Genomic DNA, 13,959 nt, shown 5'->3' with positions numbered 1-13,959 from the left:
CGGTGGTAAGGAACTAAATATCGGTCGTCAGCTACAAGTTATCGGTCGTCAGTAGCAAGATATCGGTCGTCAGCAAGATATCGGTCGTCAGAAACAAGTTATCGGTCGTCAGCTACAAAATATCGGTCGTCAACAACAAGATATCGGTCGTCAGCAGCAAGATTTCGGTCGTCAGAAACAAGTTATCGGTCGTCGGCAACAAGTTATCGGTCGTTAGCTACAAGATTTCGGTCGTCAGCTACAAGATTTCGGTCGTCAGCAGCTAGATATCAGCCATCATTCCGATTTATCTGAACTGCTAGCTATAAGTGCTCAGTAAGCCCGTTAAACATCATCCACTATTCAGATTTCATAAAAAAAACTGCCCCGATTTTACGAGACAGTTCTATATACACTCATTTATTTATATGGAAAGATCAACTCAAAGGTTGTACCCTTTTCCGAGCTTTCCTTTAACAGCAGGTCTCCTCCCATCGCTTGAGCCATCATTTTGCTAAAAGAAAGCCCGAGTCCTAAACCACGTACTGTATATTTTTTGTTTTCTCCTCTAAAAAATCGTTCAAAAATATACGGTTGCTCATGAGGAGGAATTCCTTTTCCAAAATCTCGAATTTCGATGGAGATGTGATCGGAATCTTTTGGAAGCAGCTTTACCTGGATCGTTCCTTTCCCATCCATCGCCTGCATCGCATTGTTGAATAAATTGACGAGGATTTGCTGCAGCCGCATTGCATCAATCTCTACTACATACTCCTGATCCGGTAAATCCAACTGAAAGGCAATATCATTTTCATGCGGTAATCCCCATTGATAGCAAATTTCTTTTACTAAATCATTCAGCTTGCGTTCTTCTTTAAAAACCGGAACAGCGTTCGCTGCAAAAGCATTAAAATCCAATAGATCCTCGACCATTTTTTGCATGCGCTTTGTTTCCTTTAAAGAAATAGCGATAAATTCCTTCGCATCCTCTCCCGTTACCACTTCTTCCTTCACGGCCTGAAGCAATCCACTTATAGAGGTTATAGGCGTTTTGAGCTCGTGCGTAACACCGGCAAGCAGCTCAGTTCGGAGTGATTCAAGCTGCTTGAGTCTAACAGCCATATTTTTAAAGGAATGAACAAGCTCATCTACCTCAAGGATCTTTCTTTCTTCTTTTAACGTAATATTATAATCGCCATCTTGAATTTGATTGGCTGCCGCTGCAACCAGCTGGATCGGCTGCGACACTTTTTTAGTCAAAAAATAGATAACCAGCCATCCCAATAGCCCTAAACTTATGAGCATAACTGCCAAAAGCCGATATTCCTGGTTCACCTTTGTCAGCTCTTCCCCTGTTTGCAAAATCACGACCCAACCCCTCGTCATTTCGTTTTGAACAATAGGAGTTTTAACAGCATACACAACAGGGGCCCCTCTGCCCTCCAATTGGATTTTTTGAATCTCTTCATCGTTTTCTAAAATACTTGGAGGGAACGGTGTTTTTCGATAGTGTGGATTAGGTAGGTTAGAAGCAAGAATCCTGCCACTCTCATCTAAAATATAAATAGAAGGCTTGCTTTCTGGATTTAAAAAACGCTGCCGGTCTTCTAAAATGCCCGGGACCCCGCGTCGATGCATTTCTTTCCCTTCATTTCCATATGAATAACGATCGGCAATTTCCTGAGCTAAAAATTTTGTTACGTTTAACCTATTTTCAAGGGTCGTATATCGAATCCATAGAGCGGATATTATGGCAATCACAATCAACCCTATGAAAAGAGTAACCAAATACGAAGTCGTCCAATAGCGAAGCAAAGAAATTTTTTTATTTTTCATATACACAGAACTGATACCCCAATCCTCTAAGTGTTTTAATTTCTCCTTCTTCCGTTGACCAATTTTGCAACGATTTTCTCAGTCTCTTAATCGCTAAATCAACAGCTCGGTCACTTCCGTCATAATCCATCCCCCAAACATTCTCGATCAGCTGTTCCCTCGTAAATGTTTGATTCGGATGCTGAGATAAGAAGATGAGGAGAGATAGATCCCTTGGTGTCAAAGCAATTTCTACTCCATTCAAAGAAACCGTATGAGATTTCACATCTATTTTTAAGTGACCGTAGTGAAAGATTCCTTCCTCGATCACTTTGCCAGAACGTCGTAATACAGCGTTTACCCTTGCTACCACTTCATCTGCGACAAACGGCTTTGTAATATAATCATCTGCTCCATCATTTAAACCATTGAGCCTATTTTGAACATCACCAAGAGCCGTAAGCATAATAATGGGACAAGAGCTGCGCTTGCGAAATTCATGGAGAAGCAACCATCCATCTTTTCCCGGCAGCATCACATCTAACAGAACCAGTTCAGGATTTAGCTCATTAAAAACGTCAACTGCATCATTCCCGTTGAAAACCTGTGTTACATGAAAGCCTGCTTTTTGCAGGTATACCTTTAACACTTGGCTAATGGCCCTTTCATCTTCCACGACCAATATTTTACGCATTCCTGTCAGCTCCCTGTCCTTTTCATTATAGAACAATTCATTTCCTACTGTTGAACACTTTTTATAGAGAAAATCCCCGATTGCACCAATCGAGGAGACATTTTTAAAAATGGAAAGACACCTTTTATTGTACAAACGAATTGTGTCAGGATGAAGTCAAAAACATTTGTAATTCACAAATAAAAACTGCTAGCATATAATAAAATAAATCAAGAGACAACAGAAAAATTTTTCATTTTCCGCAAAGAAATTATTTGCATTTTGCAAATTATAAGTTATAGTTAGATCAGAGGTGAAAAAATGGAAGATGTGCGAGAGCTGTTTCAAATTTTGACGCGTCGCTTTGGTTTGCTAAACAAAAACTGCTGCTCTGTCGGAGGTGCTGATATTTCCACCGTCCAGAGCCACATTTTGTTTGAGATTGATCGACAGTCTTCCCCTTCCATGCAATCCGTGTCAAATGCACTAGGGATGGATATTACCACCTTTAGCAGACAAATTCAAAACCTGATTAAGATGGGGCTTGTGAAAAAAACACCGTTACCGGAAGACCGACGGGTATATATCCTTTCTTTGACTACGGAAGGAAAATATGTTGCCACATCTATTGATACACAAATGAAGCAATACCTTGAGGAAGTTTTCTCCAATATGAATGATTTTGAAAGAGACACTGTGCTGCGTTCGATCAAGCTATTGAACGATGCGATGGCCAAATCAAGCGTCTGCTGCAAACCGTTTATGTAGACTGAATTGGCATTTTTTCTAAAACTTAGGAGCTGAAACACCATTCAGTTCCTAATAAAATACTTAATACTTGCATTTTGCAAATAATTTTCCGAGGTGAAACATATGTGGGAAGACATAATCAAAAGCTTTATTGGAATTGCGTTAGAACTAACCGTCTTGTTTGTCGGGATTTCTTTTCTGATCAGCCTGCTGCAAGGAATTATACCCTATGAAAAAATGGAGCAAATGATGGCCAAAACACATCCACTTGTTAGTGCCTTGGCAGCATTAGCCTTTGCTTTTGTGACGCCATTCTGTTCCTGCTCCACCATCCCTGTCGTCGTAAACCTGCTCAATAAAAAAGTTCGCTTTGGCATCGTCATGATTTTCCTATTTGCATCGCCTGTTTTAGATCCGACCATTCTCACGTTAATGACCGCAATCCTAGGATGGAAAGTAACACTGATCTACACGCTCATTACATCCGTCCTTTCTGTCCTCATTGGATTCCTATTAGAAAAACTACATTTTGAAAAGCAAGTGAAAAAGGTCATCATGACCGGTTACAATCCACAGGAAAAAAAGCTTGATATCAAAGCTGCATTAAATGAAACTCTAACACTTATGAAATCTGTTTCTCCTTACTTAATCATCGGAGCTGGGATTGGAGCTGTCATCCACGGAGCCGTTCCAACAGAATGGATTACAACGTATTTAGGGGGTGATAATTGGTGGCTCGTTCCGGTCGCTGCAATTCTGGGCATTCCTTTGTACATTCGCCTGTCGACCATGATTCCGATTTCACAAATCATGATTGCAAAAGGAATGGCTCTTGGGCCTGTAATGGCTCTCATGATCAGCTCTGCCGGTGCCAGCCTTCCAGAAATAACATTATTAAACAGCATTTTTAAGAAAAAACTCGTCTCTGCGTTTATCGTTTCTGTGTTCTGCATGTCAACGATATCAGGCTTTTTATTCTATATTCTATAGGAGGTTTTACTATGTTAATCAAAATTTTTGGTAAAAAAGAAAAAGATTGCTGCAAAATTGAAATAAAAGAAGTGCAGGATTGCTGCGACATTGAAGTGAAAGAAATAAAGGATGATGATAATCAAGGAGATGCATGCTGCCAAATCCAAGTCAAAGAGTCATGCTGTGATGTGCAAACGACTGGCTGCTGTTAGATCGTAATAAATAAAGGCTGTTCCGAAAAAGAACTACGGATCCTTCGTTATGAAATGGAAACCTGCAAATGGGGATCTGGTGCTTTGGGAACAGCCGTTTTTTTATTTCAAATGCTTCCAAGTAAAATCTATGCTTAAAATTCCTATAGATTTTTCCATAGATTCTAGCCGATCTCTTGTAGCTAATTCTGGTTTGCGGAAACAAGGCATATTCTTATGATATCCAAACTTCCGGCAAATTTCAGGTCTTACAGCATATATTCCGCATCGATCATTTTCTAAATCATAAAACATACAGGTCCCGAAAAATCTAGTTTGTTTCTCTAACTGTAGCCGTTTTTTAGAAGGCATCGTTTTAATCTTCTTTTTTATTCTTTTCCATTCTCGTTCTGTAATAGGGACAGGTCCACAGCACAGACCTTTGCACCCTTGGCATGGCAAAGCTTCCACAGACAATCTCCCTTCCATTTTTATACTATTAGGCTGAATTTTCTGGATATATAGTATTAGACACATCACTGCATTTTCCCTTTTAAAGTTTGTTCCTTTTATAAACAACAATCTATGCGAAAAGAGTCTTTTGAATAGCTTTTTTTAGATGTCCTCACAAAAAATATTCCTTTCTAATCTTGGAAAATTAGGATTTATTTACAAAACATAAAAAAGAGCCCTTTTGATTATTCTAAAATCGAATAAGTAACCAAGGAGGAAATCACCATGACAGTAATCAGTCAAGTTAAACAAACATTAGCAGGATTAAAAAGTGCGCAAGCTAGCTTCGAAACTTTTGCGCTTGGTACGGACAATCAACAAGCAAAACAGCTTTACCAACAGGCTGCTCAACAAACACAAGCGATTATTGACAATCTCACTCCACGTATTCAACAAATTGAGGAAGAAGAGCCTCAATATAAACAACAATAGCTATGAAATGTCAAAAGGTTGGTTAACCTAACCAACCTTTTTTTCTTCCATTTACTGAAGCACGGTTTGTAACAAAGAAAAAGAACGTAATGAAGGAGGATCGGCATGTCAAATAATCAAAGATCTGTTCCACAGGGAAATAAAACCATTCAAAAATACCATGAAATAACAAGACTAGTTAGAAATCGAATCAAACAATTTGTGTTAGGTGTAGACGGTAATTATTTTATTCTATCTGGACCGGTCATATTATTAAGCTTCTTTTCCACATTTGTAATGGCCCCCCTTCAAACGATTTATAGACTGCGGGGTAATATACAATGCTAAAAGGTCATCGTACATGGATCTTCGATCAAAAGCCTGTCATTCTCTCAACCGGAACGGTGGGTGGACCGTTTGAAGCAAATGGATTACTTGCAGAGGATTTTGATCTCCTTCATTCCGATTTATGGTTAGGACAAGATTCCTATGAAAAAGCCCATAAGGTTCTTTTGGAAGAAGCTTGTCAAAAAGCAATCGAAAAAGCCGATCTTCAAAAGGAGCACATTCACTTTTTCCTAGGAGGAGACCTGATTAATCAGATTACACCCACAAGTTTCGCTTTACGAACGCTGAAAACACCTTATCTCGGTTTGTTTGGAGCCTGTTCTACCTCAATGGAAGGACTAGCTCTTGGGGCTTATATTGTGAATACCAAAGGGGCTAAATATGTGTTAACAGGGGCTTCTAGTCATAACGCAGCGGTTGAAAAACAGTTTCGTTATCCAACTGAATACGGCGGACAAAAACCCCCCACTGCTCAATGGACAGTGACAGGTGCTGGAGTCGCTTGTTTAAGTGATTCAGGAGAAGGACCTCGAGTGACATCTGCCACAATTGGCCGTGTGATTGATATGGGGTTGACTGATCCATTTAATATGGGTGGGGCGATGGCTCCGGCCGCTGTTGATACGATTGAGGCTCATCTAAACGAACGAAATCTCGATCCCTCCTATTATGATTTGATTGTAACAGGAGATCTTGGTCGTATTGGACACGAGGTTGCACTTGATTTATTAAAAAAACATGGGTTGTCAATCACTGAAGATCAGTATCAAGATTGCGGGCTAATGATTTACCGAGAAGGGCAGCCTGTTCAATCAGGAGCAAGTGGGGCAGGTTGTTCAGCAACGGTTGTTTATGGTCATTTGTTAAACCGTATGAAAAAAGGAGAATTCAAACGATTATTGGTTGTCGCGACAGGTGCATTATTGTCGCCGTTATCCTTTCAACAAAATGAATCCATTCCTTGTATTGCCCATGCGGTATCCATTGAATACGAAGATGAATGAAAGCCATGATTAGGTCGTGAGGCAATTTAATTTTTTAAAGAAAAAGGAGGATGAAGGATGACCGTCGCATCACAGGTTAAACAAACTCTTTCTGGCCTCAAGGGTATAGAGGCTAATTTATCCAGTTTAGCGTTACGGACAGAGGACAGTGATTCAAAACGGACTCTGCATGAAACGATGATGATTGTGCATGAAGTAATAACCGATTTAAAAAAACGTGTTGGAGAGCTGGAGCGAGAGGAATTTCAATACAATGGCTTTTAAAATGAACCATTCTATTACAGGAGGTGTTAAGCAATGCCTGATTGGTTAAATATAGTGGTGCGGAGCTTATTGTTTCTAGCTATCCTTTTCCTCATTACAAAATGGTTAGGTAAAAAGCAGATCTCTCAGCTTTCTTTCTTCGAATATGTCAATGGTATCACAATAGGTAGTATTGGAGCAGAAGTTGTTACTGGAATTGAACAAAAAATATCTTTAGGTGTACTAGCAATTGTGACTTTTGCAACTGTCCCTTTTTTGGCTGGATTCCTTTCTTTAAAGAGTAAACCCTTTCGCAATTTTGTAGAAGGAAAAGGCTCTGTTTTCATCAAGGACGGAAAAATAATGGAAGAAAATTTAAAAAAGGAACGATACACAACAGATGAGCTGCTGGAATTGCTGCGAAGGAAAGATGTCTTCCAGGTATCTGATGTAGAATTTGCGGTATTAGAGCCGACTGGGGATTTAAGCGTACTGCTCAAAAAAGAAAACCAACCTTTAACCGCGAAAGACCTAAATTTACATGTTGCTCCGATTAATGAACCTCAGACCGTCATAATGGATGGCAAAATATTAGATGAGCCGCTGTCTACAATCGGTCGAAACCGGAGCTGGGTAAAAACAGAACTTGAAAAACAAGGGGTTACGGTTGAAAATGTTTTTCTTGGACAAGTGGATTCCTATGGGCAATTAACCATTGACCTTTATGATGATCTTCTTCAAGTTCCATCTCCTACAGAAAAACCTTTAATTCTTGCCACAATGAAAAAATGTCAGGCAGACTTAGAGCTGTTTGCACTTGGCACAGAAAATAACGAAGCGAAAGAGATGTATAGCAAAAATAGTGAAAAACTACAAAAGGCCATTGATCAAGTGGAACATATTTTAAGGAATTAGGAATAGACTCAAAAGGTCCTTTTATCCAACCTTTTGAGTCATCTTCCTTATAAAATATCCATCCATATTTTTATTGCGGTTGCCGAAATTAATAAAGCAAGGACCATTTGCAGAATTTTTGTGTTCATTTTCTTACCTGCGTTGGCACCGAGCGGAGAGGCAATCAGGCTTGCAACTACCATAATCAATGCTGGCCAAAAGTCAACCTGCCCCGTTGTAATTTTCCCTACCGTCGAGCCAATGGACGAAATAAAGGTAATCGCTAAAGATGTTGCAATCGTCATTCTAGTCGGTATTTTTAACACAACAAGCATGATTGGAACTAATAAGAATGCCCCTGCAGCTCCAACGATCCCTGCACCAATTCCAACAATTAAAGAAGAAATAGCGGCAATCCATTTATTAAACTTCACTTGATCTAAAGGAATATCATCAAGATTTTTCTTAGGTATGAACATCATGACAGCCGCAATGAGTGCCAAAATACCATAGACTAAATTAATGCCACCCTCTGACATAAATCTTGATCCGTAGCTTCCGGCAAAGCTTCCAACCAAGATACTAATACCCATATACATAATCAATGTCTTATTTAAATATCCGCCTTTTCGGTAAGCCCATACTCCACCGATCGTGGCAAAGAACACTTGAACCGCACTTATTCCTGACACTTCGTGGGCACTAAAGGCGGCCAGTCCGAACAGTGGTGGAATATATAATAGCATGGGGTATTTAATAATGGATCCTCCAATTCCCACCATTCCAGAAATGAAGGAACCGATAAAACCAATGAGAAAAATCGTAATGATGAAGGCAAAATCCATCCTGTTCCCCTCCTTTTAAAGTAGAAAAGGGAGCGGAACCCCCTTTAAGTTGTAGACAAAGTATATTTCTCGCATATTCAGACTGATTGAAAACGCTTGTCAGTCGAGGAACGAACCCGTGCGAGGAGCGGAGTTACCCTAAATGGTAATGAGCACCGGAGTAGGGGCGTGACGAAGAATGCGAGCGTTTGTCAACAGTCTGAAGGGAGCGGAACCCCCTCTCCCCCTTGTCTTACGCTTTCTTTACCCAGAACTTCAATACTCCGTGATCCTCTTCATGACGGAGAAGCTCATGTCCTGTAGATTGAGTCCAAGCAGCAAGGTCTTTCACAGAGCCTTTATCAGTTGTATGAATTTCAAGTACTTGGCCTGATTCCATTTCTCCAATTGCTTTCTTTGTTTTTACGATTGGCATGGGACATGCAAGTCCTTTTGCGTCTAAAACTTTATCTGCTTTCATATTCTTCTTTTCCTCCTATTCATTTTTTGTAAAGTCTCTTTTCGCATAGATTGTTGTTTTAAGACTATAAAGTTTGCTCGTTGATTGCAGCGAGAGGCACTTGCTTTCTGCGGGGAGGGATGTCACTCCTCAGCGTTACCGCCTGTGGGGTCTCCCACTTCCCTCTTTTTCCCGCAGGACATTGAATAAGCTTCCTCGAATAAACACCGCACGAAGGAAATGCGAATGCATTTTTGAGGAGTCAAGTGCCCTCCGCTACAATCTGTAGCGTTACATTACATTAAAAAAGCAACAAACTTTATGAAAACAACCTTAGTAAAATACTATTAATGAGTGTGGTGCAATGCACAACGGTTTGGACCGATTTCAAGCTCTTGCTGTTTCTCCTTATCAGCTTCTACTACGCCTCTGTTAATCGCTACAATTTCTTCAAAGTTAGGCGGAGTTTCTGTATTCGCATTAGCCACAACCATGTCGACAAACTTCTCTTTATCTATATCCTGCAAAAGTTCGTTTCTTGAGCGGATATTTCCAAGCAAATCTCCGATCAATCCGTCTTGATTCATTTCATCATCCAAATTCGCATAATGTCCTGGAAGAACCAACACATCATCAGCAAAGGTGGCTACTTTTTCATAAACTGTTTCATACAAGTCTTGAGCCCATTCAGCTACCTTACCACCCAAATCTGGACGACCAAGGCCTCCAACAAAAATGGTATCACCAGAGAATAACAGCTTATTATTTACTAAGAATGAAACACTTCCAGGGGTATGGCCTGGTGTTTTTACAGCTAATACTTCCAGCTTTACATCTTCAAAGATGATTTCTTCATGATTTTCTAGGGCATTAAACTCAAATACAGCCCCTTCGCTTTTCATAATGTAGTATTTTGCTCCGGTGCGTTCCGCTAATTCTTTCCCGCCTGAAATATGGTCAGCATGCAAGTGAGAGTCCACAATATGTGTGATTTTAACTCCTTCATTTGCTGCATCTGCTTCATATACATCGATAAATCTTGAAGGATCGACAATGAGTGCCTCCCTTCCTGAAACAACCATGTAGGATAGACATCCTTTACCTACACGGATATATTGATATACTTTTATATGCTCATCCGCATATACTTCCGTTTTGTACAAATATTCACTCCAGGATTTCATTCCGCCTTCTAGGTAGGCAACCTTTGTTAAACCAGCTTCCTCTAATGCTTCTGCGACAAATTTAGATGAGCCTTCTTTGGCACATACGACAAGGATTGTGCGGTCTTTAGGCAATTTTTCAAGAATATGGTCTACCCCATCAATTAGATCAAAATAAGGAATATTGATGGATGTTACTGCCTCTCCTTCAATTTTCCAATCGTTATAATCACTTTCATTCCGTACGTCTAAAATAAACAATTCGTTTTTGTTTACTACTGCTTCTGCTACTTCTTTCGCAGTCATTGCTTTCATCCCAATTACCCCCTAAGGTATATTTTTATTAAAAAAAATTTATTAAATAGAACTGTCTACAGGACCGTCCCAATTGGACATTCCCGGTACAACATTTACGACATTTTGAAAGCCATGATCGGCTAAAACCTGACAAGCCATGTCACTGCGTGTTCCTGTTCGGCAAATAACATACATCGGAGTGCTTTGATCCAGCTCTGCAATGCGAGCTTCTAATTCTCCAAACGGAATGGACTTGGCGTTCGGTATGTGGCCGAATGCGAATTCTGCAGGCTCCCTGACATCAAGCACGGAAACGGATTCTCCCGATTCCAGTTTTTCTATCAATTCCTCATTCGAAATGACATGAGGGTATTTTTTCTCCTCCTTTTCTTCATTGGAGCTGGCTTTTCGAATATAATGCTTTAGGACACCACCCTCTTCAATTGTTCCTAAATATTGATGACCAGAACTTTTTGACCATGCTTGAATATCCGCTTTCGAGCCTTTGTCTGTAGCCAGTACCTCCAAGACCTCTCCAGGATTTAAATCATTGATGGCCTTTTTGGTTTTTACAATTGGCATCGGGCAAGCCATGCCCTTTGCATCGACTGTCAAATTTGTTCTTATTGCTTCCATTGAAAAATCCTCCTGCAACTGTTTTTATAATTATTCAACAGGTCCTTCCCAATTCATCATCCCTCCAGTCATATTAATGACCTGGAAGCCTTGACCTTCAAGGAATCTTGCTGCAATTCCACTGCGGTTTCCTGAACGGCATACTAGGATGTATTCCTTTGATTTGTCTAATTCATGCATACGAAATTCCAAGAGCCCTAAAGGAATGTTAATGGCTGATGGGATCTTCCCCTCTTTTACCTCATTCACTTCACGAACATCAATGATGTTCAAGGCTTCTCCAGCCAATAGTTTTTCTTCTACTTCCTTTGCAGACATCACATTCATTCGTTTTCGCCTCCTTTACTTTTATATCAACGACGTTTGTTACTTTGAAAAATAACATCGGTAGTCAGATGGACAGGCACCTTTTAAATAAACAGGTTCACATTCCCCTCAGAAGCATCGGCTAAATAAGCTGCAACTCCAGCAAACTCTACGCCATCCATAATTTCTTCAGGCTTCAAGCCTAGAAGATCAACAGTCATTTGGCATGCTACAAGCTTAACCCCCTGTTCTTTAGCCATCTCGATCAAATCTGGAAGGGGCAACGCATTATGCTTCTTTATAATATCCTTGATCATTTTAGGACCAAATCCGGCAAAGTTCATTTTGGATAGCCCCATTTTATTTGCCCCCCGGGGCATCATTTTTCCAAACAATTTTTCCATAAAGTTTTTTTTCACCTTAATCGGTTCATCTTTTCTGAGAGCGTTCAAGCCCCAGAATGTATGGAAAATGGTTACTTCATGATCATAAGCTGCGGCCCCGTTTGCAATGATATAAGCTGCCATCGCTTTATCATAATCACCGCTGAAAAGAACAATGGTCGTTTTCTTTTTGTTTTCCATGTATTTTTCTCCCTTCAATTACCCCTATAGGTATATTTTTTCTTAAAAAAATTTTTGCTCATTTACAATATGAAAATGATAAAAATACCTGTCAGGGTATATATTACGGTAAAAAAAATAAAATGTCAATCCCATTATCTGCTTTTTACTAATAGCTTTACAGCCTCATCTATATAGTTAGAAGTCTCTTCACCTGTTTCAACCGCGTCACGGATACATTGCTCGAGATTGGAGCTAACAATAACAGCTATAGCTCGATCAATAGCGGAGCGGACAGCTGATAATTGGGTAACAACCTCCTTACATTCCTTCTCTTCATCCATCATTTTTAAAATCCCCCTTAGCTGTCCCTCTACTCTCTTGATGCGATTTTTGGTGTTTGAGTCGTAGACCAATTTTTATTTTCCCTCCTTTTTATGGACAATTGCAGTCTGAAAAAGTAAATCCGACAACATGAAATCCCTTTTTACGCAAAAGACGGATCCCCAGATTTTTTTCCAAATGGTTAGAAACAACCAGATAGATTCTATTGCTTGGTATATCCTTACTATTTCTGTTTATATAAGCAAGCGGCAATTTAATTGCCTCACGAACTTCATTTTTATCGGAAACATTATAATCCCTAATATCCAAAACCACCGTGTTCTCACGATCCAAGGATTCTAAACTGACACAAGGAATATTTCGTACAGGTATATATCTTTTATAAAAAGGGATCAATACAGCTAAAAATAAAAGGATTGCAATCATCAACCTGATCCTCTCCTTATAAGGTAAAATTCTATTTGTAGAATACATTATATACCCCTTATGGTATATAATCAAGACTTTTGCAAGGGGAGAGACTGAATATGGACTGAAACACTCTAGATGTCAAATGCTCGAACTCGGAATTCAACCCGTTTTTTTAATAATTCAACCCGTTCTTGAGATAATTCAACCCGTTCTTAAAATTATTCAACCCATTCTTGAAATGATTCAACCCATTCTCGAAACAATTCAACCCGTTCTTAAAATAATTCAACCCGTTCACTCTTAATACCTAATGGCGTATTGCATTTTTCTGACGGAGACTAATCTAAACGCGCTTTTCTAAAATCAAAAACTTCTAAAATAATCGAGTAGGAGGGGGTGACTAACCCCCGACCTCTCACACCACCGTACGTACCGTTCCAATAGGAGTTGTCGAGGGTTTTATATTGAATGGGACTGCAGGCAATCCGCCAGTCATTTCAGATAGTTTCAAATTTATTCCTGTAGCTATATAAATTTGAGTAAAAGTTAAGATATATGTACCTGAATCCTTATAAATAATATATTCCCTCCAAATTTAGGAGATTATGAAAATAGTATATTTTTTACATAAATGGTATTATTAGGTTAGTAAAGGCCTTTACTGCAGTATAGAAAACTTAAACCAGGAGGAATATCATATTTAGAAAAAGATCAAATTTAGTTGCAGTAATAGCTCTAACTTTTTTTATATTCGGAAGTAGTACATCAGGTACACTTTAACTCTTAATACATATGTCGGGGGAGAATGGGATATTTACTTAGAATCGAAAATTAAGGATAAAAAGTTGACCACTAGAGTAAACTAATTTAATTGAGGTGATTTTATTTGATAACTTTTTTAACATCTGCTGGTGGATACCTGTTTATAGGTCTAATTATCGCGGTCGTTTTTTTAGCTTTCAAATACACAAAAAAAAAATCTAACTAAGAATGTGCATTGAAAATACTGGTAATTTCTGTATTTTAATAAATAGTCCAACATCTACAATGAAAGCCAGGATACTTTGTTAAATTAAAGATCTTGGCATTTTTTTATGGGATCCCTAAATTACCTTTAAATGCTCCTACAAGTAATTCCCTTCCTCTGTCCAAAGTAAAGTG

At 39.2% G+C, this 13,959-nt stretch carries 19 protein-coding genes; 8 read left to right on the top strand and 11 right to left on the bottom strand.

All coding sequences use genetic code 11. The annotated features are described in order from the left end of the window. Window positions 1-399: 399 nt before the first annotated feature. Window positions 400-1,815, bottom strand: a complete 1,416-nt coding sequence (locus GD441_RS07355) for a HAMP domain-containing sensor histidine kinase (RefSeq protein ID WP_225434165.1) — start codon at window positions 1,813-1,815, stop codon at window positions 400-402. Then, a complete protein-coding gene (locus GD441_RS07350) occupies window positions 1,805-2,488 on the bottom strand; it encodes a response regulator transcription factor (RefSeq protein ID WP_153125267.1) in 684 nt (227 codons plus the stop codon). The genes GD441_RS07355 and GD441_RS07350 overlap by 11 nt, the downstream gene beginning before the upstream one ends. A 300-nt stretch (window positions 2,489-2,788) precedes the next feature. On the opposite strand from GD441_RS07350, the gene GD441_RS07345 reads away from it, so the two are divergent. The 3 genes from GD441_RS07345 (at window position 2,789) to GD441_RS07335 (ending at window position 4,401) form a co-directional block, all read left to right on the top strand. After that, window positions 2,789-3,235 (top strand): MarR family winged helix-turn-helix transcriptional regulator, encoded by a 447-nt coding sequence (locus GD441_RS07345; protein ID WP_153125265.1) that lies wholly within the window; start codon window positions 2,789-2,791, stop codon window positions 3,233-3,235. Window positions 3,236-3,340: 105 nt separating this feature from the next. After that, window positions 3,341-4,207: a permease gene (locus GD441_RS07340; protein ID WP_153125263.1), complete on the top strand. Its 867-nt coding sequence runs from the start codon at window positions 3,341-3,343 to the stop codon at window positions 4,205-4,207. An 11-nt stretch (window positions 4,208-4,218) separates the two neighbouring features. Further along, window positions 4,219-4,401 carry a hypothetical protein gene (locus tag GD441_RS07335; protein ID WP_153125261.1) on the top strand — a complete coding sequence of 61 codons (183 nt, stop codon included), beginning with the start codon at window positions 4,219-4,221 and terminating at the stop codon, window positions 4,399-4,401. 102 nt (window positions 4,402-4,503) lie between these two features. Here GD441_RS07335 and GD441_RS07330 read toward each other — a convergent pair whose 3' ends face one another. Next, complete coding sequence (locus tag GD441_RS07330) at window positions 4,504-4,851, bottom strand: YkgJ family cysteine cluster protein (protein WP_153125260.1); 348 nt, start codon at window positions 4,849-4,851, stop codon at window positions 4,504-4,506. A 267-nt stretch (window positions 4,852-5,118) separates the two neighbouring features. On the opposite strand from GD441_RS07330, the gene GD441_RS07325 reads away from it, so the two are divergent. From GD441_RS07325 to GD441_RS07305, 5 genes are all read left to right on the top strand, one after another. Beyond that, window positions 5,119-5,325: a DUF1657 domain-containing protein gene (locus GD441_RS07325; RefSeq protein WP_153125258.1), complete on the top strand. Its 207-nt coding sequence runs from the start codon at window positions 5,119-5,121 to the stop codon at window positions 5,323-5,325. Window positions 5,326-5,430: 105 nt separating this feature from the next. Next, complete coding sequence (locus GD441_RS07320; protein ID WP_153125256.1) at window positions 5,431-5,652, top strand: hypothetical protein; 222 nt, start codon at window positions 5,431-5,433, stop codon at window positions 5,650-5,652. Further along, entirely contained in the window at window positions 5,646-6,656 is a 1,011-nt protein-coding gene (gene spoVAD, locus GD441_RS07315; protein WP_153125253.1) for a stage V sporulation protein AD, read from the top strand. The genes GD441_RS07320 and spoVAD overlap by 7 nt, the downstream gene beginning before the upstream one ends. Window positions 6,657-6,713: 57 nt before the next feature. Further along, entirely contained in the window at window positions 6,714-6,920 is a 207-nt protein-coding gene (locus GD441_RS07310; protein WP_153125251.1) for a DUF1657 domain-containing protein, read from the top strand. A gap of 33 nt (window positions 6,921-6,953) precedes the next feature. Continuing rightward, the gene (locus GD441_RS07305; RefSeq protein ID WP_153125249.1) at window positions 6,954-7,814 is read left to right on the top strand and encodes a DUF421 domain-containing protein; all 861 of its coding nucleotides are present in this window, start codon (window positions 6,954-6,956) and stop codon (window positions 7,812-7,814) included. Window positions 7,815-7,861: 47 nt separating this feature from the next. Here the strand turns inward: GD441_RS07305 and GD441_RS07300 are convergent, their stop codons facing one another. The 8 genes from GD441_RS07300 to GD441_RS07265 form a co-directional block, all read right to left on the bottom strand. Continuing rightward, entirely contained in the window at window positions 7,862-8,638 is a 777-nt protein-coding gene (locus GD441_RS07300; protein WP_153125247.1) for a sulfite exporter TauE/SafE family protein, read from the bottom strand. A gap of 232 nt (window positions 8,639-8,870) precedes the next feature. Further along, on the bottom strand, window positions 8,871-9,098 hold the full coding sequence (locus GD441_RS07295; protein ID WP_153125245.1) for a sulfurtransferase TusA family protein: 228 nt from the start codon (window positions 9,096-9,098) through the stop codon (window positions 8,871-8,873). 326 nt (window positions 9,099-9,424) lie between these two features. Further along, window positions 9,425-10,555 carry an MBL fold metallo-hydrolase gene (locus GD441_RS07290; protein ID WP_191992121.1) on the bottom strand — a complete coding sequence of 377 codons (1,131 nt, stop codon included), beginning with the start codon at window positions 10,553-10,555 and terminating at the stop codon, window positions 9,425-9,427. A 42-nt stretch (window positions 10,556-10,597) separates the two neighbouring features. Further along, entirely contained in the window at window positions 10,598-11,173 is a 576-nt protein-coding gene (locus GD441_RS07285) for a sulfurtransferase TusA family protein (RefSeq protein ID WP_153125241.1), read from the bottom strand. A 30-nt stretch (window positions 11,174-11,203) separates the two neighbouring features. Then, window positions 11,204-11,500, bottom strand: coding sequence for a rhodanese-like domain-containing protein (locus tag GD441_RS07280; protein WP_153125239.1), 297 nt, complete (start codon window positions 11,498-11,500; stop codon window positions 11,204-11,206). An 83-nt stretch (window positions 11,501-11,583) separates the two neighbouring features. Beyond that, window positions 11,584-12,063: a DsrE/DsrF/DrsH-like family protein gene (locus GD441_RS07275; protein ID WP_153125237.1), complete on the bottom strand. Its 480-nt coding sequence runs from the start codon at window positions 12,061-12,063 to the stop codon at window positions 11,584-11,586. A gap of 134 nt (window positions 12,064-12,197) precedes the next feature. Next, window positions 12,198-12,458: a metal-sensitive transcriptional regulator gene (locus GD441_RS07270; protein ID WP_153125235.1), complete on the bottom strand. Its 261-nt coding sequence runs from the start codon at window positions 12,456-12,458 to the stop codon at window positions 12,198-12,200. A gap of 19 nt (window positions 12,459-12,477) precedes the next feature. Further along, window positions 12,478-12,816 (bottom strand): sulfurtransferase, encoded by a 339-nt coding sequence (locus GD441_RS07265; RefSeq protein WP_153125233.1) that lies wholly within the window; start codon window positions 12,814-12,816, stop codon window positions 12,478-12,480. Window positions 12,817-13,959 lie beyond the last annotated feature (1,143 nt).

The organism is Peribacillus tepidiphilus (assembly GCF_009466385.1).
GTDB lineage: Bacteria > Bacillota > Bacilli > Bacillales > DSM-1321 > Bacillus_BN > Bacillus_BN tepidiphilus.
This window is presented reverse-complemented; position numbering and strand designations above follow the sequence as displayed.